At 73.4% G+C, this 20,152-nt stretch carries 21 protein-coding genes; 14 read left to right on the top strand and 7 right to left on the bottom strand.

Translation table 11 applies throughout. The features are described from left to right. Position 1 precedes the first annotated feature (1 nt). The 5 genes from ACZ6EG_RS09920 (at position 2) to ACZ6EG_RS09940 (ending at position 5,562) form a co-directional block, all read left to right on the top strand. On the top strand, positions 2-1,420 hold the full coding sequence (locus tag ACZ6EG_RS09920; RefSeq protein WP_469603157.1) for a sensor histidine kinase: 1,419 nt from the start codon (positions 2-4) through the stop codon (positions 1,418-1,420). After that, positions 1,417-2,103, top strand: coding sequence for a response regulator transcription factor (locus tag ACZ6EG_RS09925; protein WP_361011970.1), 687 nt, complete (start codon positions 1,417-1,419; stop codon positions 2,101-2,103). Before ACZ6EG_RS09920 ends, ACZ6EG_RS09925 begins: the two co-directional genes overlap by 4 nt. A gap of 114 nt (positions 2,104-2,217) precedes the next feature. Next, positions 2,218-3,564: a sensor histidine kinase gene (locus ACZ6EG_RS09930; protein ID WP_469603161.1), complete on the top strand. Its 1,347-nt coding sequence runs from the start codon at positions 2,218-2,220 to the stop codon at positions 3,562-3,564. Beyond that, a complete protein-coding gene (locus ACZ6EG_RS09935; RefSeq protein ID WP_361011967.1) occupies positions 3,561-4,235 on the top strand; it encodes a response regulator transcription factor in 675 nt (224 codons plus the stop codon). Before ACZ6EG_RS09930 ends, ACZ6EG_RS09935 begins: the two co-directional genes overlap by 4 nt. Before the next feature lie 109 nt (positions 4,236-4,344). Beyond that, a complete protein-coding gene (locus tag ACZ6EG_RS09940) occupies positions 4,345-5,562 on the top strand; it encodes a cytochrome P450 (protein WP_361011964.1) in 1,218 nt (405 codons plus the stop codon). Positions 5,563-5,600: 38 nt separating this feature from the next. Here the strand turns inward: ACZ6EG_RS09940 and ACZ6EG_RS09945 are convergent, their stop codons facing one another. After that, entirely contained in the window at positions 5,601-7,268 is a 1,668-nt protein-coding gene (locus ACZ6EG_RS09945) for an ABC transporter permease (protein ID WP_469603165.1), read from the bottom strand. Next, entirely contained in the window at positions 7,265-8,167 is a 903-nt protein-coding gene (locus ACZ6EG_RS09950; protein ID WP_469603168.1) for an ABC transporter ATP-binding protein, read from the bottom strand. Before ACZ6EG_RS09950 ends, ACZ6EG_RS09945 begins: the two co-directional genes overlap by 4 nt. A 73-nt stretch (positions 8,168-8,240) precedes the next feature. On the opposite strand from ACZ6EG_RS09950, the gene ACZ6EG_RS09955 reads away from it, so the two are divergent. Continuing rightward, the gene (locus ACZ6EG_RS09955) at positions 8,241-8,774 is read left to right on the top strand and encodes a GbsR/MarR family transcriptional regulator (RefSeq protein WP_391970790.1); all 534 of its coding nucleotides are present in this window, start codon (positions 8,241-8,243) and stop codon (positions 8,772-8,774) included. A 19-nt stretch (positions 8,775-8,793) separates the two neighbouring features. On the opposite strand, the gene ACZ6EG_RS09960 is transcribed toward ACZ6EG_RS09955, so the two are convergent. Beyond that, the gene (locus ACZ6EG_RS09960; protein WP_391970789.1) at positions 8,794-9,708 is read right to left on the bottom strand and encodes a diacylglycerol kinase; all 915 of its coding nucleotides are present in this window, start codon (positions 9,706-9,708) and stop codon (positions 8,794-8,796) included. Positions 9,709-9,893: 185 nt separating this feature from the next. Here ACZ6EG_RS09960 and ACZ6EG_RS09965 point away from each other — a divergent pair, with 185 nt between their 5' ends. From ACZ6EG_RS09965 to ACZ6EG_RS09985, 5 genes are all read left to right on the top strand, one after another. Next, positions 9,894-11,177, top strand: a complete 1,284-nt coding sequence (locus ACZ6EG_RS09965; protein WP_356602317.1) for an adenylosuccinate synthase — start codon at positions 9,894-9,896, stop codon at positions 11,175-11,177. A 118-nt stretch (positions 11,178-11,295) separates the two neighbouring features. Then, a complete protein-coding gene (locus tag ACZ6EG_RS09970; protein WP_469603173.1) occupies positions 11,296-11,817 on the top strand; it encodes a DUF3515 family protein in 522 nt (173 codons plus the stop codon). A 78-nt stretch (positions 11,818-11,895) separates the two neighbouring features. Next, positions 11,896-12,096 (top strand): hypothetical protein, encoded by a 201-nt coding sequence (locus ACZ6EG_RS09975; protein ID WP_356602313.1) that lies wholly within the window; start codon positions 11,896-11,898, stop codon positions 12,094-12,096. 112 nt (positions 12,097-12,208) lie between these two features. Continuing rightward, positions 12,209-13,081 carry a sigma-70 family RNA polymerase sigma factor gene (locus tag ACZ6EG_RS09980; RefSeq protein ID WP_469603176.1) on the top strand — a complete coding sequence of 291 codons (873 nt, stop codon included), beginning with the start codon at positions 12,209-12,211 and terminating at the stop codon, positions 13,079-13,081. 38 nt (positions 13,082-13,119) lie between these two features. Further along, complete coding sequence (locus ACZ6EG_RS09985; RefSeq protein ID WP_391970917.1) at positions 13,120-13,410, top strand: hypothetical protein; 291 nt, start codon at positions 13,120-13,122, stop codon at positions 13,408-13,410. Positions 13,411-13,424: 14 nt separating this feature from the next. Here ACZ6EG_RS09985 and ACZ6EG_RS09990 read toward each other — a convergent pair whose 3' ends face one another. From ACZ6EG_RS09990 to ACZ6EG_RS10000, 3 genes are all read right to left on the bottom strand, one after another. After that, positions 13,425-14,075, bottom strand: a complete 651-nt coding sequence (locus ACZ6EG_RS09990; RefSeq protein WP_356602307.1) for a hypothetical protein — start codon at positions 14,073-14,075, stop codon at positions 13,425-13,427. Between the two features lie 179 nt (positions 14,076-14,254). Continuing rightward, a complete protein-coding gene (locus tag ACZ6EG_RS09995; protein ID WP_391970786.1) occupies positions 14,255-14,956 on the bottom strand; it encodes a GntR family transcriptional regulator in 702 nt (233 codons plus the stop codon). A 162-nt stretch (positions 14,957-15,118) separates the two neighbouring features. After that, entirely contained in the window at positions 15,119-16,474 is a 1,356-nt protein-coding gene (locus ACZ6EG_RS10000) for an aspartate aminotransferase family protein (protein ID WP_391970785.1), read from the bottom strand. 165 nt (positions 16,475-16,639) lie between these two features. Between ACZ6EG_RS10000 and ACZ6EG_RS10005 the strand changes: the two genes are divergently transcribed. The 3 genes from ACZ6EG_RS10005 (at position 16,640) to ACZ6EG_RS10015 (ending at position 19,688) form a co-directional block, all read left to right on the top strand. Continuing rightward, on the top strand, positions 16,640-17,251 hold the full coding sequence (locus ACZ6EG_RS10005) for a DJ-1/PfpI family protein (protein WP_469603181.1): 612 nt from the start codon (positions 16,640-16,642) through the stop codon (positions 17,249-17,251). Further along, positions 17,248-17,715 carry a MarR family winged helix-turn-helix transcriptional regulator gene (locus ACZ6EG_RS10010; RefSeq protein WP_391970783.1) on the top strand — a complete coding sequence of 156 codons (468 nt, stop codon included), beginning with the start codon at positions 17,248-17,250 and terminating at the stop codon, positions 17,713-17,715. The genes ACZ6EG_RS10005 and ACZ6EG_RS10010 overlap by 4 nt, the downstream gene beginning before the upstream one ends. An 89-nt stretch (positions 17,716-17,804) precedes the next feature. Further along, a complete protein-coding gene (locus ACZ6EG_RS10015; protein ID WP_391970782.1) occupies positions 17,805-19,688 on the top strand; it encodes a serine/threonine-protein kinase in 1,884 nt (627 codons plus the stop codon). A gap of 130 nt (positions 19,689-19,818) precedes the next feature. On the opposite strand, the gene ACZ6EG_RS10020 is transcribed toward ACZ6EG_RS10015, so the two are convergent. Beyond that, positions 19,819-20,070, bottom strand: coding sequence for a hypothetical protein (locus tag ACZ6EG_RS10020; RefSeq protein ID WP_469603185.1), 252 nt, complete (start codon positions 20,068-20,070; stop codon positions 19,819-19,821). Between the last annotated feature and the right edge of the window lie 82 nt (positions 20,071-20,152).

A 20,152-nucleotide genomic window follows, 5' to 3' on the forward strand; every position in this document is an offset into this window, starting at 1 on the left:
GATGAAGCCAAGGGGGAGCCGGCACCTGCCGGGCGGCAGAGCCCAGCGGGTGCTGCGGGTGCTGCACGAGGACCTGTGGACCTGGCGGGCGGACCCGCTGCCGCCGTCCGTGTGGCTGCGCTGGTTCCCGCACGGGGTCGTCTGGCTGGCCGCCCTCGGTGTGCTGCTCGGCGACGCGGCCCAGCTCGGTGACCACGGCGGGGTCGATCCGGGGTTCGCCTTTCTGATCGGCCTCACCCAGGGCGGCGCGATGGTTCTGGCGCTGTGGCGGCCGATCGCGGGGTGGTGGCTGTCCATGGCCGCCATGCTGGTGGGCGCGTTCGCCGTGCGGGCCGAGATGGCCGTCGACGGCGACCGGTTCCCCTGGCCCTGGCCCGCGGCGGGGATCATCGGGCACCTGTTCGTCCTGCTCCTCCTCGCCCTGCGGGTCCGTACCCGGGTCTCCGTGGAGGCGCTGGCCCTGACCGCGCTGGCCACCTACGTCGTGCAGGGCCTGGTGGGCGGCGTGGCCTACCAGCCGACCGGCCAGCTCGCCGTCGTCCTCTTCGCCGTGGCCGTGGTGCTCGGGACGGCTCTGCGCGGGCGTCGCGAGGCCCGCGCCGAACTGGTGCAGCAGACCTCGCTGACCGCCGAGGAGCGGGCCCGGCGCACGCTGTTGGAGGAGCGCGGGCGCATCGCCCGGGAGCTGCACGACGTGGTCGCCCACCACATGTCGGTGATCTCCATCCAGGCCCAGGTCGCCCCCCTCCTCGTCGAGAACCCGCCGGACGAGCTGAAGGAGAACCTCGCGGGCATCCGGCAGAACGCGCTGGAGGCCCTCACCGAACTGCGCCGCGTGCTGGGCGTCCTGCGTGCCGAGCACCCCGACGCACCGGATGTGCCCGGGGGCGCCGACGCCGCCGTCCCGCACGCCCCGCAGCCCGATCTCGACCGGCTCGACGCGCTGGTGGAGAACACCCGGGCCGCGGGCCTGACCGTCCACACCGGGTCGAGCGGTGTGCGCAGACCCCTGCCGTCCGGGGTCGAGCTGTCGGCCTACCGGATCGTGCAGGAAGCGCTGAGCAACGTCCTGCGCCACGCGCCCGGCGCCACCGCCCAGGTGCACCTCACCCACCTCCCGAACGGCCTGCGGGTGGACATCTCCAACACCCGGCCGAAACGCGACCCGGCGCCCTCCCAGGGAGCGGGGCACGGACTGATGGGCATGCGGGAGCGGGTGGCGATGCTCGACGGCAGTCTGACGGCGCATCCCATGCCGGACGGCGGCTACCGGGTGGCAGCGTTCCTCCCGGTCGACGTCGCCGGGCCCACCGACGCCGACCGGCCCACCGCCCCCGACTCCGTCCCCGGCCCGGCCCCCGCCCCCGCCCCCGACTGCTTCACCGACCCCGACCCCTTCACCGAGGACGGCACCCCATGACGACCAGTGACAACGGCCGGGTGATCCGCGTGCTGATCGCCGACGACCAGCAGATGGTCCGCCAGGGCTTCACCGTGCTGCTGAACACCCAGCCGGACATCGAGGTGATCGGACAGGCGGTGGACGGTCTGGACGCCGTGGCCAAGGTCGCCGAGCTCGCCCCGGACGTCGTCCTGATGGACATCCGCATGCCTGAACTGGGCGGCATCGAGGCCACCCGGCGTATCACCGGGGCGAACCCCGGCATACGGGTGCTGGTGCTCACCACCTTCGACCTCGACGAGTACGTGTACGAGGCGCTGCGGGCCGGCGCGGCCGGGTTCCTGTTGAAGGACGCCTCCGCCGACCAGTTGGCCGAGGCGGTCCGGGTGGTGGCGGACGGGGACGCGATGCTCGCGCCGGGCATCACCCGGCGGCTGATCACCGAGTTCTCCCGGCTGGACGACCGGCCGCGCGCCCCGCTGAAGGAGCGCGTGGGTGACCTGACCGAGCGGGAGACCGAGGTGCTCGCCCTGATCGCACAGGGCCTGTCGAACGCGGAGATCGCCCAGCGCCTGGTGGTCGCCGAGCAGACGGTGAAGACCCATGTGGGCCGCATCCTGGTGAAGCTCGGCCTGCGGGACCGGACGCAGGCGGCGGTCTTCGCGTACGAGTCGGGCCTGGTCAGGCCCGCAGGGTACTGATTCCGCGGTGGCCGTCGCGGGCCCCGCGTCATCGCCGTAGTACCTGAGGCGGACACCGAAGGACCCCTCTCACTGGTGACGACCGCGGACCGCGGGGCCCCTACCGTTGCTGACGTGACCGAGACGACCCAGACGCGGACCACGCATCCCGGAGACGGGAGCGGGTCCCGCAGCCCCGAGTACCGGCTGGCGATGGACGCCTTGAGCGGACTGCGCGAGGACCTGTTCCACGACGCCTTCGCCTACCGCCCGCTGCCCCGCCCGGCCGCCGCCGGCCCGTGGGGTCGCCATCTCCCCGCCCGGCTGCGGCCGTACGCGGCGCGCGTCCCGTACGCGGTGGTCGCAGCCGCGGCGCTGCTGGCCTTCTACGGCGGCTGGGCCGGCGGGATGAACGACGGCCCGCTGGCCCTGTTGAGCGGCCTGGTGTGCGCGGCCCCGGTGCTGGCGACGCTGGTCCGGCCGGTCGGCGCGTTCTGGATGTCGATGGCGGCGACCCCCGTGGTCGCACTGCTCGGCAGCAGCTGGGGCGACTGGCCGTGGCTGCCCGGCGCGTTCATCTGCCACCTGGCGGTGCTGGTGATCGTGGCGATACGCACCCGACCCCGGACGGCCGTGTGGATGTGGAGTCTGACCGCCGCGTACGGCATCGCCAACGAGTCCTTCTGGGGCGCCGGCCACTACGGCGGCAACAGTTCCCCGATGCTCGTCCTCACCGCCTTCGCCCTGCTCGTGGTCTCCCTCTGGCACATCCGTCGCGACGCCCGGCGGCAGGTGACCGCGCAGGAGACGGTGACCGCGCACGAGCGGTCCCGGCGCACGCTGCTGGAGGAGCGCACCACCATCGCCCGGGAGTTGCACGACGTGGTCGCCCACCACATGTCGGTGGTCGCCATCCAGGCGGAGGCCGCGCCCTACCGGGTGGAGAACCCGCCGGAGGAGCTGGAGCGCGCCTTCGCCACCATCCGGGAGAACGCGGTGGCCGCGCTCACCGAGCTGCGCCGCGTCCTCGGGGTCGTCCGGGCCGAGGACTACGAGGTCCCGGACGCCCCGCAGCCCACCCTCGCCGACCTGGACGGCCTGCTCGCCAATGTCCGCGACGCCGGCCTGAGCGTGGAGAAGGCGGTGACCGGCGCGGTGCGCGAGCTGCCGCCCGGCGTGGAGCTGTCGGCGTACCGGATCGTGCAGGAGGCGCTGAGCAACACGCTGCGGCACGCGCCCGGTGCCACCGCCCGCGTCGAGGTCTCCTACGTCCTGGGCGGCCTGGGCCTGCGCGTGGTCAACGGCCCGCTCCCCGAGACCAGCCTCGTGAAGCCCTCACCCGGCGCGGGGCACGGCATCACCGGCATGCGGGAACGGGTGTCGATGCTGAACGGCGAGATGACCGCCGCCCCCACCGACGACGGCGGCTACGAGGTGGCGGTGTACCTGCCGGTCACCGTGGTGAAGGAGGGGGACGCATGACCGACGGCACGATCCGCGTCCTGATCGCCGACGACCAGATGATGGTGCGCGAGGGCTTCTCGGTCCTGTTGAACGCGATGCCGGACATCGAGGTCGTCGGCGAGGCGGTCAACGGCCGCGAGGCCGTCGGCAAGGTCCGCGAACTCGCCCCCGACGTCGTCCTCATGGACATCCGCATGCCGGAGCTGAACGGCATCGAGGCGACGAGGGAGATCATCGCGGCGGACGGCACGTCGAAGGTGCTGGTGCTGACCACCTTCGACCTCGACGAGTACGTGTACCAGGCGCTGCGCGCGGGCGCTTCCGGCTTCCTGCTGAAGGACGCCTCGGCGAGGCAACTGGCCGACGGGGTGCGGGTGGTGGCCGCCGGGGAGGCGCTGCTGGCCCCCTCGATCACCAAGCGTCTGATCACCGAGTTCTCGAAGCTGTCCGACGGCCCACGTCTGATGCCCCAGGCGCAGGCGGCGTACGGGGAGCTGACCGACCGGGAGACGGAGGTCCTGGTGCTGATCGCGCAGGGTCTGTCGAACGCGGAGATCGCCGGGCACCTGGTGGTCGCCGAGTCGACGATCAAGACGCACGTCAGTCGCGTCCTGGTGAAGCTGGGGCTGAGGGACCGCACCCAGGCGGCGGTCTTCGCCTACGAGGCCAGGCTGGTCACGCCGGGGTGACCAGGGGGCCCGACGGGTTCCGTGTCGGTACCGCGTCGGGGCGCGCCGGTCGCGGCCGGCGGTCCGTGACCTCTGGGCAGGGGCCCGGTCGGCGTCCTATCGTCCGTCCATGACGGCTCAATCCGACCTCGCGTTCGACCCGTGGGACCCGGCGTTCGTCGCCGACCCGTACCCCGCCTTCGCCGAGCTGCGGGCCCGGGGCCGGGTGCACTACTACGAGCCCAGCGACCAGTGGCTCGTCCCGCACCACGCGGACGTGTCGGCGCTGCTGCGCGACCGGCGCCTGGGCCGGACCTACCGGCACCGTTTCACCGACGAGGACTTCGGCCGGGCCCCGCACCCGCCGGAGCAGGAGCCCTTCCACACGCTCAACGACCACGGGATGCTCGACCTGGAGCCGCCGGACCACACCCGCATCCGGCGGCTGGTGTCGAAGGCGTTCACGCCGCGGACCGTGGAGCGGCTGAAGCCGTACGTGTGCGCCCTCGCGGACGACCTGGTGTCCCGGCTGGTGGAGGCGGGCGGCGGCGACCTGCTGCGGGACGTGGCCGAACCGCTGCCGGTGGCCGTGATCGCCGAGATGCTGGGCATTCCCGAGTCCGACCGGGGCCCGCTGCGCCCCTGGTCGGCGGAGATCTGCGGGATGTACGAGCTGAACCCGTCGGAGGAGACGGCGGCGAAGGCGGTCCGCGCGTCGCTCGCCTTCTCGGAGTACCTGCGCGGTCTGATCGCGGCCCGTCGCAAGGAACCCGGCGACGACCTGATCTCGGGCCTGATCGCGGCCCACGACGAGGACGACCGTCTCACCGAGCAGGAGATGATCTCGACCTGCGTCCTGCTGCTGAACGCCGGTCACGAGGCCACGGTGAACGCGACGACCAACGGCTGGCTGGCCCTCTTCCGCAACCCGGACCAGCTGGCGGCCCTGCGCGCCGACCACTCGCTCGTCCCCTCGGCCGTCGAGGAGCTGATGCGCTACGACACCCCGCTCCAGCTCTTCGAACGCTGGGTGCTGGACGAGATCGAGATCGACGGCACGGTCCTGCCGAGGGGCGCCGAGGTGGCGCTGCTGTTCGGCTCCGCCAACCACGACCCGGCGGTCTTCACTGCCCCGGACCGTCTCGACCTCGCCCGCCGGGACAACCCGCACATCTCCTTCAGCGCCGGTATCCACTACTGCATCGGCGCCCCGTTGGCCCGCATCGAGCTGGCGGCGTCCATGACGTCCCTGCTCGCGCGGGCACCCGGGCTGAGGCTCGCCGCGGAGCCGCGGCGCAGGCCCCACTTCGTCATGCGGGGGCTGGAGGGGCTGACCGTCGAGACGTGAGGCGTCCGCCCGCCGGTTTCGTTCACTTCGTCCCTCGCCTACTTCGTCTCCAGGTCCCGCCGCCCAAAGCCCGCCAGACCCAGCCACACCAGACCGGCGGCGACGAGCGTCAGCACCAGCAGCGGGGTCCACTCCATGTCCGCGGCCGGGAGCCGGGGCACATGGCCGAAGGGGGAGAGGTGGTTCATCCAGTCGGGGAAGCGCAGGATCTGCCCGAGGTAGCCGACGACGAAGACGTACGCGGGCACGGCCCAGGCCGCCGCGCTCGCCCGCGGGAACCAGCCGAAGAGCACCGTCGCCACCCCGGCCGTGACCCACAGGGCGGGCGCGTACGCGAGGGCCGCGCCGATCAGCTCGGGCAGCAGCGCGGCGTCGCCGGTGGAGGCGGCGCCCGCGAGGCCCATGCCCAGTCCGGCCAGCAGCAGGACGAGCGTGCCGCAGCCCATGGCCACGGCCAGGTGGCCGCCGACCCAGCGCCCGCGGGACAGAGCGGTGGCGAGCAGCGGTTCGGCCCGGCCCGCGGTCTCCTCCGTCCGGGGCCGCAGCGCCGTCATCACCACGTACACGGCGGCGACCGACGCGACGACCACCATGACCATCGCGGCGAACGACTCCGCCATGTCGGCACCGCCGAGGCGTTCCAGGGCCTCCTGGACCTGGTCGACGTCCTTCAGCATGTCGTCGGCCTGCCCGAGGAGCGAGCCGTACATCGCACCCATCAGGAACAGGCCGGCGCCGAAACCGGCGAACATCCCGCGGTGCAGCCGCAGGGCGGAGCCGAGGGCCGTGCCCAGGGCGGCGGAGGCGTGCGCACTGCCGAGCCGCTCGGGCCGCAGGCCCGCGCCCACGTCCCGCCGGGTGGAGAGTGCGAACCCCGCCGCCGCGCAGGCCACGGCGAGGGCGAGGCAGAGCAGCAGCGGCCACCAGTCGTCGTCGACGTAGACGTAGGTGCGCTGGGTCCAGCCGATCGGGGAGAGCCAGGACAGGGCGCCGGCCGGGCCGCTGTCGCCGGCGGCCCGCAGTACGTAGGCGGCGCCGATGACCGCGAGGGCCATGCCGGTGGCACCGCGCGCGTGGGCGGTGACCTGGACCGTGACGGCGGCGACGGCGGCGAGGACGAGGCCGGCGGCGGCGTGACAGGCGCCGTACAGCAGCGAGCCGGAGGCGTCGATGCCCTCGATGCCGAGGCCGGTCAGGCCGAGGGCCAGCAGCAGGGCGAGGACCAGGTTGGCCAGGAGGGCGACGGCGAGGGCGGCGGCGAGGTGGGCGTGCCGGCCGACGACCGTCGAGCGCAGCAGCTCGGCCCGTCCGGTCTCCTCCTCGGCACGGGTGTGCCGGGTGACGAGCAGGACGCTCATCAGGCCGACGAGGACGGCCGTGAAGCCGAGCATCTGGTGGCCGAGCATGGCGCCGAAGGTGTAGTCCTCCAGGTAGTGGCGCGGGCCCGTCATGGCGAGGCCGGCCGGGCTGCTCATCGTCTCCACGGCGTTGGCCCGGTCCTCGGGCGCGCTGTACAGCTCGGCGAAGCCGTCGGCCGTCGACAGGGTGCCGAGGACCAGCGCCGCGATCCACACCGGGAGCCGGACGCGGTCGCGGCGCAAAGCGAAGCGGATCAGCGTGCCGGTGCCGGCCAGGACGTCCGTGCGGCCCGTGCCGGACCGGGGGTGTGCCGCGGAGCCGGCGGGGGCCGTCGGGAGGGCGGTCATCGCAGGGCTCCCCGTGCGCCGTCGTCGTAGTGGCGCAGCATCAGCTCCTCCAGGGTCGGCGGATGGCTGACGAGGCTGCGGATGCCGAACTCGGTGAGCTTGCGGACCGCGCCGTCGACCTCGGTGCCGTCTACGGCGAAGTGGACCCTGCCGTCGGTGGCCCGCAGGTCGTGGACGCCGGGCAGCGCGTCCAGGCCGGTGGCCGGGCGCTCGGTCTCCGCCTCGATGGTGGTGCGGGTCAGGTGCCGCAGTTCGGCGAGCGTGCCGGACTGGACGGTCCGGCCGAGCCGGATGATGCTCACCCGGTCGGCGAGCTTCTCCACCTGGGCCAGGATGTGGCTGGAGAGCAGTACGGTCCTGCCGGCGGCCTTGGCCTCGGTGATGACGTCCTGGAAGACGACCTCCATGAGAGGGTCCAGGCCCGCGGTGGGCTCGTCGAGGAGCAGCAGCTCGGCGTCCGAGGCGAGCGCGGCGACGATGGCGACCTTCTGCCGGTTGCCCTTGGAGTAGGCGCGGCCCTTCTTGCTGGGGTCCAGTGCGAACCGTTCGACGAGTTCGGCGCGGCGTTGCTTGTCCAGCCCGCCCCGCAGCCGTGCCAGCAGGTCGATGGCCTCGCCGCCGGTGAGCTGGGGCCACAGTTCGACGTCGCCGGGAACGTAGGCGAGCCGGCGGTGCAGGTCGACGGCGTCCGACCAGGGATCGCGGCCGAGCACCTGAGCGGCGCCCGAGTCGGGGCGCAGCAGGCCGAGCAGGACGCGGACGGTGGTGGACTTGCCGGCGCCGTTGGGCCCGAGGAAGCCGTGGACCTCGCCTGCTTCGACGGCGAGGTCGAGTCCGTCCAGCGCGCGCGTCCGGCCGAAGGACTTGTGGAGTCCGGAGACGCTGATTGCCTTGGTCATGTTTCGGAACGTACGTTACTTTCAGAAATTTGTGAAGTTAAGAAAGTGTCAGGAAGTGAGGGATGATCGAAGGATGAGGGAAGCGAAGGAGCTGACGGAGACGGCGGGGGCGGCACCGGCCGCGGAACGGGAGCGCGACCCCGAGGCGGTGTCGAAGTTCGTGGAGGGCTTCGCCGCCCAGCTCGTCGAGGCCGGTGTGCAGCGGATGCCGGCCCGTGTCTTCGCGGCCCTGCTCGCCTCCGACTCGGGTTCGCTGACCTCGGCCGAACTCGGCGAACGGCTTCAGGTCAGCCCGGCCGCCGTCTCGGGCGCCGTCCGTTACCTCGCGCAGCAGCACATGGTCTCGCGCGAGCGCGAACCCGGCTCACGGCGGGAGCGGTACCGCGTGCACAGCAACCAGTGGTACGAGGCCCTCACCAACCGCGAGGCCATCGTGAAGCGGTGGGAGAGCGCGCTGCGCGAGGGGGTCGCCAGCCTCGGCGCCGGGACCCCGGCGGGCCGCCGGATGGCCGAGACGCTGGCGTTCTTCGAGTTCGTCGACGGCGAGGTCGCGGCGATGATGGAGCGCTGGCGGGTGCACCGGGAAGAGCGGTTCGGACGGGACTGAGAGCCCCTGGTCCCCACCCTCACCCCACCGGCAGCGTCAGCCCCCACGCCCCCTCGCGCACCGTCCAGGTGCGCGTCCGCACCGGCCCCGAGACGACCGCGTCGGCCCGGTAGCGGAAGTGCGCTCCCGACACGGTCACCGTCAGGCCGGTCGCCGTCAGCGCCGGCGCCTCCGCGTCCACCGACGACGGCCGCACCTCCACCACGGCCACCCCGCCGGTGCCCGGCACCACCGAGACCGCCTCCACCGGCCGGTCCAGATCCACCAGCGTCACCCCGTCGACCTCCACCCGCAGCCGGGCCGGACCGGCCGCCCCCACGGTCACCGTGCCCCGGGCCGGCCGCGAGGGCGCCAGGGTCCGTACGAGGGACTGGCAGGTCCGCAGCCAGTGGTGCCCCCCGGTCGAGGCGGACGCGCCCGTCCCGGCCCCCGGCCGCGCCGCCCCCGCGTCCCGCTGCCCGGCGACCGGCGGGATCCCCACCGCCCCCAGCACCACCCCGTCGCTGTCGTCGACGAGCAGGTCCAGGCGCCGTTCCGCCCCGTCCAGCACCGACCGGGCCGCCGCCACCGCGCCCGACGGCAGCCCGAGCGACCGGGTGAGGCCCAGCACCGGCCCCACCGGCACCACGGACAGGGCGCACCCCGCCAGCTCCCGGTGCCGGTGCAGCAGGGCCACGGCGCGCAGCAGCGCGCGGTCGTCACCGACCACGACGGGCCGTCGCGAACCCCGCCGCCGCAACGCCCGGGCGAACTCCTCCGGGCTCTCCGGCAGACACACCTTCGTGTTCGCCGCACCCGCGCTGAGCACGTCTTTCGCGATCCGGACGGACTCCCCGTCGGTGCGCCGGGCGACCGGATCGACGACCACCAGAAGCTGATCGGGCCTCGCTGAGGATGTCGCGGAAGAGTTCGCGGAAGTCGCCACCTCGGCCATGCCTCGCTTCCTCGGGTAGCATCTTTGTGCAAGAGCCCCTTGCGCTATTGCGCCAGGGGCTTCGTCTATTCCGGGGCATCCGGTCCGACGGTTGGCGGCCAACGACGGTCGCGGTGTACGTGGCGGAAACCCACCGCGTACGCCCTCGACCATGGACATGCCCCGCCCGGAAGGGGTGTACGCGCGTGCCCGCACTTGTGCTGCTCGGTGCTCAGTGGGGTGACGAAGGCAAGGGAAAGGCGACGGACCTGCTCGGTGGTTCCGTCGACTATGTGGTGCGCTACCAGGGCGGCAACAACGCCGGCCACACGGTAGTCGTGGGCGATCAGAAGTACGCCCTCCACCTGCTCCCTTCCGGAATCCTGTCTCCCGGCTGTACGCCGGTCATCGGTAACGGTGTCGTTGTCGACCCGTCGGTCCTGTTCTCCGAGCTGAGCGGGCTGAACGAGCGCGGCGTCGACACGTCCAAGCTCCTGATCAGCGGAAACGCGCACATCATCACGCCGTACAACGTGACCGTCGACAAGGTGACGGAACGCTTCCTCGGCAAGCGCAAGATCGGCACCACCGGCCGCGGCATCGGTCCGACCTACGCCGACAAGATCAACCGTGTCGGCATCCGCGTCCAGGACCTCTACGACGAGTCGATCCTCACCCAGAAGGTCGAGGCGGCGCTCGACGCCAAGAACCAGATGCTCACCAAGCTCTACAACCGGCGCGCGATCGCCGTCGAGCAGGTGGTCGGGGAGCTGCTGGGCTACGCGGACAAGCTCCGCCCGTACGTCGCCGACACCGTCCTGGTCCTCAACCAGGCCCTCGACGACGACAAGGTGGTCCTCTTCGAGGGCGGCCAGGGCACGCTCCTGGACATCGACCACGGCACGTATCCCTTCGTGACCTCGTCGAACCCGACCGCGGGCGGCGCCTGCACCGGCGCCGGCGTGGGCCCGACGAAGATCAGCCGGGTCATCGGCATCCTCAAGGCGTACACGACGCGTGTCGGCGCCGGCCCGTTCCCGACGGAGCTGTTCGACGAGGACGGCGAGGCCCTGCGCCGCATCGGCGGCGAGCGCGGTGTCACCACCGGCCGCGACCGGCGCTGCGGCTGGTTCGACGCGGTCATCGCCCGCTACGCGACCCGCGTCAACGGCCTCACCGACTTCTTCCTCACCAAGCTCGACGTCCTCACCGGCTGGGAGCAGATCCCGGTCTGCGTGGCGTACGAGATCGACGGCAAGCGCGTCGAGGAGCTGCCGTACTCGCAGTCCGACTTCCACCACGCGAAGCCGGTCTACGAGATGCTGCCGGGCTGGAGCGAGGACATCAGCAAGGCGAAGTCCTTCTCCGAGCTGCCGAAGAACGCCCAGGCGTACGTGAAGGCGCTGGAGGAGATGTCCGGCGCCCCGATCTCCGCGATCGGCGTGGGACCGGGCCGGGACGAGACGATCGAGATCAACTCGTTCCTGTAGGCACCACGGACCGCCCGACGGCCGGGACCCCCGCACGGGGCCCCGGCCGTCGGCATCCGGGCGGCGGCTACGCTGGCCGGTACCAGCAGTGGACGGAACGGCGCGGAGCGAGCGGAACATGCGGATCGGTAACCCCCTGCCCGTCGGCCTGCGCGGGAAGCCCTCCGTCCGGATGTGGATCTGGCTGACCGTCGCGGTCGTCGCCGTGACCGGCGGACTCCTCTACGTCGACGGCCACCGCGTCTCCGCCGCCCCGCACGCGGACCACGCCCAGTGCGACGAGGTCGTCTCCCGCCTGCCCGACGACATACCCGGCGCCTCGCGCGACTGGACCCTCGGGGAAGGGGTCGCGGCCTGGGGCGGGCAGGCGGCGGTCTTCCGCTGCGGCGCCGAGGAACTGCCGCCCAACATCAACCTCTGCGTCACCGTCGACGGTGTCGACTGGGTGCTGGACGAGGAGCGGCTCAAGCGCGACGGCGTGAGCGTCCTGCGCACCTACGGCCGCTCACCGGCCGTGGAGTTCACGTACACCGGACCGCGCGAGGAGGTCGGCGGCATCCTCACCGCGCTGGACCCCGCCGTGAAGTGGCTCCCGCAGAAGCGCAAGTGCGTCGGCCTGCAGGACGCCGACGTCGTCTAGGGCCCGTCGGACAGGTTCCGCCTGCCGTTCGGCCCCCTCCGCCGAGCGCCGCCGCCAGGCGTGGTGTCGGATCGGGGCATGACCGACCGTGACCGCGCCGCTTCCTGTCAGGGCCCGTACGGCGTCGAGGCCGACCCGGGGGACTGCGGCGACCCCGTCCGTTTCGAGGTGGCCCGGCACCGGAGGGTGCCGCTGCGGGTGTGCCCCGTCCATCTGGGGCCGGCGCTGCTGCTGGCGGACGGGGTGCTGTGGCCGCCCGGAATTTCCTTGATCCGCTGAGGGAGCGGGCCACCGGAGTGGTTCACTGGGGTGCCCCAGCCGGACCCGCCGGACCCGCCCGGCCCCCGACGACGCGGAAGGAAGCCGTACGGTGCCCGGACGATCCGATGCGATGGCAGAGCGTTTCGAGCAGGACCGCCCCCGGTTGCGCGCCGTCGCGTACCGCATCCTCGGTTCCCTCGGCGAGGCCGACGACGCCCTCCAGGACGCCTGGCTGCGCGCCGACCGCGCGGACACCTCCGGGGTGGAGAAACCTTCCGCCTGGCTCACCACCGTCGTCGCCCGGGTCTGCCTCAACATGCTGCGCGCCCGCGACACCCGCCGCGAGGACCCCCTGGACGACGGCACGGACCGCCGGCCCGCCACCGCCCCGCCCGGCGCGCGCACCGCCGATCCCGCGGAGGAGGTGCAGCTCGCCGACGAGGTGGGCATCGCCCTGCTGATCGTCCTGGACACCCTGGGACCGGCCGAGCGGCTGGCCTTCGTCCTGCACGACATGTTCGACGTGCCCTTCGACGACATCGCAGCGATGGTCGGCAAGACCCCCGCGGCCACCCGGCAGCTGGCGAGCCGCGCCCGCCGCCGGGTGCGGGGCGTGCCCGCGCCCGACGCCGACGCGCCCCGCCGCCGCCGCGCGGTCGACGCCTATCTGGCGGCCACCCGCGGCGGCGACTTCGACGCCCTGGTCGCCCTGCTCCACCCGGACGTCGTGCTGCGCGCGGACGCGGCGGTCGTGCCGACGCCCGCACCCGTCGAGATCACCGGCGTGGAGCCGGTCGCCCGGGGCGCGATGGCCTCGATGGCCCGCGCCCGGTTCACCGGCGTGCTCCTCGTGGACGGCCGGCTGGGCCTGGCGATGGCCGAGAACGGCAGGCTGCGCGTGGTCCTCCGCTTCACCTTCGCGGACGACGGGCTCATCACCGGCATCGACGTCGTCGCGGAGCCCGACCGCCTGAGCGAGCTGCACATCTCGGGCATAGGCTGAGGATGTACACGACGCGTCGGCAGAAGAAGGTGAGTGCGATGCGCGTGCTGCTCAAGGCGACGCTGGACACGGAGAAGTCGAACGAGCTGATCCGCAGCGGCAGGATGCCGGGGATGATGAAGGAGATGCTCGACCGCATCGGGCCGGAGGCCGCCTACTTCGGCACCCTCGGCGGCCGCCGCACGGCCCTGCTCGTCCTCGACATGCAGGAGAGCTCCCAGTTGCCTCCGATCGGCGAACCGTTCCTCATGGAGATGAACGCCGACGTCGAGGTCTGTCCGATCATGAACGCCGACGACCTGGCGACGGGCCTGTCCCGGCTCGGCTGACCGGAGGCGACCGGTCAGCTGAAGACGATCATCGACCCCTGGGCCAGGCTCCGCGTGGCCGCCGCGTGCAGGCCCAGCCACACGTGGCGCTCCCGGGCGAAGGGGCTGGAGTCGTGCGGTGCGGGCACGGCCGGTTCCTCCAGTTCCGTCGGGGCGAGCGGCGGGCTCGGCGGCGCGGGCGGGTTCGCCGGGTCGATGCCGAGGGCCGGGGCGACGGCCTCCAGTTCCCGCAGCAGGGTGTGCGAGGAGCCCAGGGGGCCGCCCCCGGCGAGGAGTTCGTCGCTGGCGAGCGGGTGCGGGAAGTCGACGGGCACGTAGGCGCCCGCGTGGTCGTAGTGCCAGACCAGGTGCGAGCGCTGGGCCGTCGACTCGAACATCTCCAGCAACTGCTCGTAGTCACCGCCGAGTTCGTCCACAGGCGTCACCGGCAGCCCGCACAGCCGGAGCAGGTACGCCCGGCGCAGGAAGTGCAGCGCGTCGTAGTCGAAACCGGCCACCGGGGCGACCTCACCGGTCAGTCCCGGCATGTACTGGTACACCGGCACCGGCGGCAGCCCGGCCTCGGCGAGCACCTTGTCGTACTGCGCGAGTTCCTCGGCGAACGGGTTGTCCGGCGTGTGGCACAAGACGTCGACGAGCGGTACCAGCCACAGGTCACAGGCCAAAAGAGGGCTCCTCACACAGCATGGTGGTCAAGGGCGACGGTCGAGCACGGTGATCGGGCGCGGTGATCGGGCGCGGTGGTCGGAAAGCGTAGTCGGTGCGCGGTGCGTGCAGGTCCCATACCCATCTGGGGCCGGACCACGACACGTCGGGCGGTGGTCATCCGCCGGCGGGCCCCGGGTCAGCCGTCGGCGAGCCGCTCGATGAGGGCGAGCGAGTGGGCGTTGTACGCGTCGACGAGGGAGCGGGCGGCCGGGGCGTCGAGGCGGGCGAGGGCGTCGACCAGTTCGGTGTGCCCGGACCACAGGGCGCCCCGCAGGTCGCTGAGCCGGCGCAGGTGCTGCACCGTGCACACCCAGCTCTGCACCCGCAGCCGGTGCAGGAAGTCGGCGAGGTGGCGGTTGCCGAACAGGAGGGCCAGCTCGCGCCAGTAGCGCAGGTCGTAGCCGATGAGGACGGTCAGTTCCCCGGCCGCGGCGGCCCGCTGGGCCTCCTCGCCGCGGCGGCGGACACCGGCGAGCGCGGCGGCGATTCGCGGGTCGTCCGGACTCGGCCCCTCCGGCCGGTCGGCGAGGAGAGCGAGGAACATCCCGTCGGTGACGAGGCTGCGGGCCTCGATCATGCTCCGGAAGTCGTCGACCGAGTACTCGTGGACGCGGAAGCCGCGGTGGTGGTCGGCGTCGAGCAGCCCCTGTGCCGACAGGTCGACCAGCGCTTCGCGCACGGGCGTCGCGGACACCCCGTACTGGTCGGCGATCTCCTTGACCGTGAACTCCTGTCCCGGCCGGAGCCGCCCGGCGAGCACCTCGTCGCGGAGCGCGTCGGCGATCTGCTGCCGCAGGGTGCTGCGGGTGACGGCGGCACCGCCGCTGGGGCCGGGCATGGTCGGGCGGTCTCCTCGTCGCGTCCGGGGGGCGTACTCGCGCACGCGGCCGTGGCGTGCCCGCACACAGGACGGTGGCGTGCTCGCACACATGACTACCGTGTACGAGCACGCCACCTTACGCGTTCGGCTCCCGTTCCTGCCCGCCTGCGGGCAGGCGCTCTACTCCGTGTACTCGTCCGCCACGGACAGTGCCGTGTCCAGGGCCACCAGGCCCTCCTTCAGCTCCGCCTCGGAGACGTTGCACGGCGGCACGACATGGGTGCGGTTCATGTTCACGAAGGGCCACACGCCGTGCGCCTTGGCGGAGGCGGCGAAGGCGTTCATCGGGGTGGCGGCCTGCCCGGTCGCGTTGTAGGGGACCAGCGGCTCCCGGGTGTCCCGGTTCTTCACCAGTTCCAGCGCCCAGAACATCCCGACCCCGCGCACCTCGCCCACGCTCGGGTGGCGCTCGGCCAGCTCCCGCAGCGCCGGCCCGACGACCTCGGCGCCGAGCCGGGCGGCGTGCGCGACGATGCCCTCCTCCTCCATCACGTTGATCGTGGCGACGGCGGCGGCGCAGGCCAGCGGGTGCCCGGAGTAGGTCAGTCCGCCCGGGTAGGGCCGCTCGGCGAAGGTCTCGGCGATCCGCGCGGAGATCGCGACGCCGCCCAGCGGGACGTAGCCCGAGTTCACGCCCTTGGCGAAGGTCATCAGGTCGGGCACCACGTCGTACAGGTCGGCGGCGAACCACGTGCCGGTGCGCCCGAAGCCGGCCATGACCTCGTCGAGCACGAACACGATCCCGTACTTGTCGCAGATCTCGCGCACCCCGGCGAGGTAACCGGCAGGCGGCAGCATGATCCCGGCCGTGCCCGGCACCGTCTCCAGGATGATCGCGGCGACGGAGGCCGGGCCCTCGAAGGCGATCGTCGTCTCCAGGTGCTCCAGCGCCCGCGCGCACTCCTGCTCCTCGGTCTCGGCGTAGAAGCGCGAGCGGTACAGGAAGGGCGCCCAGAAGTGCACGACACCGGCCGTGCCGCTGTCCGAGGCCCAGCGGCGCGGGTCGCCGGTGAGGTTGACCGCCTGCTGGGTGCCGCCGTGGTACGAGCGGTACGCCGACAGCACCTTGGGCCGGCCGGTGTGCAGCCGGGCCATGCGCACGGCGTGCTCCACGGCGTCCGCGCCGCCGTTGGTGAAGAAGATCTTGTCCAGGTCGCCCGGCGTCCGCTCGGCGATCAGCCGTGCCGCCTCCGAGCGCGCCTCGACGGCGAACGCGGGCGCGAAGGTCGTCATCCGCGCGGCCTGCTCCTGGATCGCGGCGACGACCTTGGGGTGCTGGTAGCCGATGTTGGTGTAGACGAGACCGCTGGCGAGGTCGAGGTACCGCTTCCCTTCGTAGTCCCAGAAGTACGACCCCTCGGCGCCGGCGACGGCGAGCGGGTCGATGAGCTGCTGCGCGGACCAGGAGTGGAAGACGTGCGCGCGGTCCGCGGCCTTCACGGCGGCGCCGGTCTGGGGGTCGGGCTGAGGGGTCATGCGGCCGAGCGTAGATGTCCGCGATGCGGAAACGGAATCGGCGTCCTGTCTGTGGTCGCGAGCTTTCCGCGACAGGTTGTCGACGAGCCGGGCCGGGGTTCATTGACAGCATGCTGCCTTAATGACAGTCTTCTGTCATATGGAACCGTGCTCCCAGGAGGAGACATGAACGGCACCCGCAAGCCCGTCCACCTCGCCGTGTACGACACCCTGGCCGACTGGGAGACCGGCCACGCGACGGCCCACCTGGCCCGGGCCGGCTTCCCGGTCCACACCGTCGCCCTCTCCACCTCCCCCGTCACGAGCGTCGGCGGCCTGCGCGTCCGGCCCGACCTCGCCCTGTCCGGCCTGCGTCCCGAGGACAGCTCCCTGCTGATCCTCCCGGGCGCCGACCTGTGGGACACGTCGAGCGACCTCACCCCCTTCGCCCGCACCGCCCGCGCCTTCCTGGACGCCGGGGTGCCCGTCGCCGCCATCTGCGGCGCCACCGCCGGACTGGCCCGCGAGGGCCTGCTCGACGACCGCGCGCACACCAGCGCCGTCCCCTTCTACCTGGCGGCCACCGGCTACGCGGGCGGCACGCGGTACGTGGAGGCCGACGCGGTCACCGACGGCGGCCTGATCACCGCGGGGCCCACCGAGCCGGTCGCCTTCGCCCGCGAGATCCTCGGCCTGCTCGGGGCGTACGAGGGCGAGCTGCTGGACGCCTGGTACCGGCTGTTCCACGACTCCGACCCGGAGGCCTACGCCGTGCTGGCGGAGGCGGGCGCCGCGTGAGCGACCGGGAGAGGCAGGACCTGCTCAGCCGCGCCGCGCTCGGCGCCTTCAGGCTCAACGGCCAGTTCCTCGCGGTCGCCGAGGAACTGGCCCGCCCCGCCGGGCTCACCGCCGCCCGCTGGCAGGTCCTCGGCGCGGTGCTGCGCGAGCCGCTGCCCGTCTCCGGTGTCGCGCGGGCGATGGGCATCACCCGGCAGAGCGTGCAGCGCGTCGCCGACCTGCTGGTGGAGGGCGGGCTCGCCGAGTACCGGCCCAACCCGGCCCACCGCCGCGCCAAGCTTCTCGCGCCGACCGAGGCCGGCTACGCGGCCGTCGCCCGCATCGACCCCGGGCACGCCGCCCTCGCCGGCCGGCTGGCCGGGGCGTACGGCTCCATGGCGGAGCTGGCCGAGGCGGTCGAGGCCGTGGAACGGCTGTCGAAGGCGCTGGACGAGATGAGCGGCCCGTCCGTTACGGAACCGTAGACAAGAGGTCGAGAAGACCGGCTCACCGGTGGCGCCGCCCCGCACTATCCTCGGTCTGTTGCTCACGTTCGGGGGGAAGGCGGCGCAACATGCAGAAACTCGGGGGCGGGGACCCGCGGCACATCGGTGCCTACCGGCTGCTGGGGCGGCTCGGCGCGGGCGGCATGGGCCATGTCTACCTGGCCCGCTCGGACCGCGGGCGCACGGTCGCCGTGAAGCTGGTGCGCACGGAACTGGCCGCGCAGGAGGAGTTCCGGCAGCGCTTCCGGCAGGAGGTCGAGTCCGCGCGCCGGGTCGGCGGGTACTGGACGGCGCCCGTCCTGGACGCCGACACCGAGGCGGCCGTGCCCTGGGTCGCCACCGGGTACGTCGCCGGGCCCAGCCTCCAGCAGGTCGTGGGCCACGACCACGGCGCCCTGCCGGAGCGCTCGGTGCGGACCCTGGCGGCCGGGCTCGCCCACGCCCTCCAGGACATCCACGCCGCCGGGATCATCCACCGCGACCTCAAGCCGTCCAACGTCCTCGTCACCATCGACGGCCCCCGCGTCATCGACTTCGGCATCGCGCGGGCCCTGCAGACGGTGACCGACGGCGGACTCACCCGCACCGGCGCGCTCGTCGGCTCACCCGGCTTCATGGCACCCGAGCAGGTGCGCGGCGACCGGATCACGCCCGCCTGCGACGTCTTCTGCCTCGGTTCCGTCCTCGCCTACGCCGCCACCGGCCGGCTGCCCTTCGGCACCACCGACAGCGGTGTGCACGCCCTGATGTTCCGCATCGCGCAGGAGGAGCCCGACCTGGAGGCCGTGCCGGAGGGCATCGCCGACCTCGTCCGCGACTGCCTGAAGAAGGACCCCGCCGCGCGCCCCGGCCTCGCCGAGGTCCTGGCGCGTACGGGCGCGCAGGACACGGTCGCCGACGGCCGCTCCCGCGACCCGTGGCTGCCCGGCGCGCTGGTGGCCCAGCTCGGCCGGCACGCGGTACGGCTGCTGGACACCGAGGACCCGGAGGCACCGGGGGCACCAGGAGCAGGCGGCCCGGGCGCCGCCCCGACGGCCGGCCCGGCGCCGGACGGCCCGGCCGCGCCCCCGCCCCCGCAGCGGGAACCGGCCGCGACGCCGGACGGCCCGCCGCCACCCCGCGAGCCGGGCAGTGCCGGCACCCCGCTGAACCACCTCCCCACCCTGGTCGCGGGCCAGAGCCCGCCGACGCCCCCGCCCGCCCACGGCCACCCCCTGCCCCAGCCGCCCGCCCACGGTTACGCCCCGGCCCACGGCTACCCCGGGACACCCCCACCCGGCCACCACCCGTACGGCGGTGGCCTCGGCTCGACCCCGCCCTACGGCCCTCCGCCCGCGTACGGCCCCCCGCACGAGCCGTCCCGCAGGGGCCGCTCCACCGCGGTGCTGGTCGCGGTCGCCCTGGTCGTCGCGCTGGGTGCCGGCGGCTCGGTCTACGCGCTGATGAGCGGCGACGACGACGGCAGTCGGACCGACGGCGGCAGCGCGGGGGGCTCCACGGTCGGCGCCTCCCTGGACCCGGGCCCCAGCACGGACGGCTCCGCTCCGACGACGGAAGCCGACCAGCCGACGACCGACCCCACCACGCCGACGACCCAGGACGGCACCATCCCCACGGCGTACCTGGGCACGTGGTCCACCACCATCGACAACGCCTCCGGTGTCCACACCCGGCACCTGACCATCCAGCAGGGCGACGTGGGCGACACGGTCCTGTCCCTCGTCGCCGACGGCCCCGCGGGCAACGGCACCTACCACTGCGTCTTCGAGGCCGAGCTCAGCGACGCCCCGGACTCCGACGGCCCGCTGGACATCGGCCCCTCCACGGTGGCGGTGGGCCCCGCCGCCACCTGCACCCCGGGCGACCCCTCCCGGGTCAGACTCCTGCCCGACGGCACCCTGGAGCGCACCAACACGGGCACCGACGAGAAGCTGACCTACCGCCGGGACTGAGCGGCCCGCGCGTCCGGCTGCGGCGTCCCGGACGTCTCAGCCGGACGGGCGGGGACGCCGAGCGGTTCCGCGTCCTCGCGGGAGTACAGTCCCGCGTCGGCTCCGTCCCCGGCGGATCCCGGCGAATAGCTCAGGGCCCTCTCTCCAGCCGGGCCTCCCGGGTGCCGCGGCGGACGTCCCCCACCTCGATCCGGCCGCTGTCCCGCCACGTGCCGGTCACGACCGCCACCTGGTGGGGATGGTCCGGCCTGGCGGCGAGCCGACCGGTCGGTGCGAAGGGGCCGCGCTCCGAGGGGCCGCGCTCCAGAGGCACCGGCTCACCGCTGCTCACACCGGCCCGCGGATCGACGCGCGCCAGGCTGTCGCCCAGGCAGAGCACCACGAGGTCGCCGTCGCCGGTCTGCGCGTGTACGCGGCACGGAAGTTGCCGCTCCGCGCGCGGGGGCGGACGGCGGGCAGGTCAC

Source organism: Streptomyces sp. NPDC041968 (assembly GCF_055589025.1).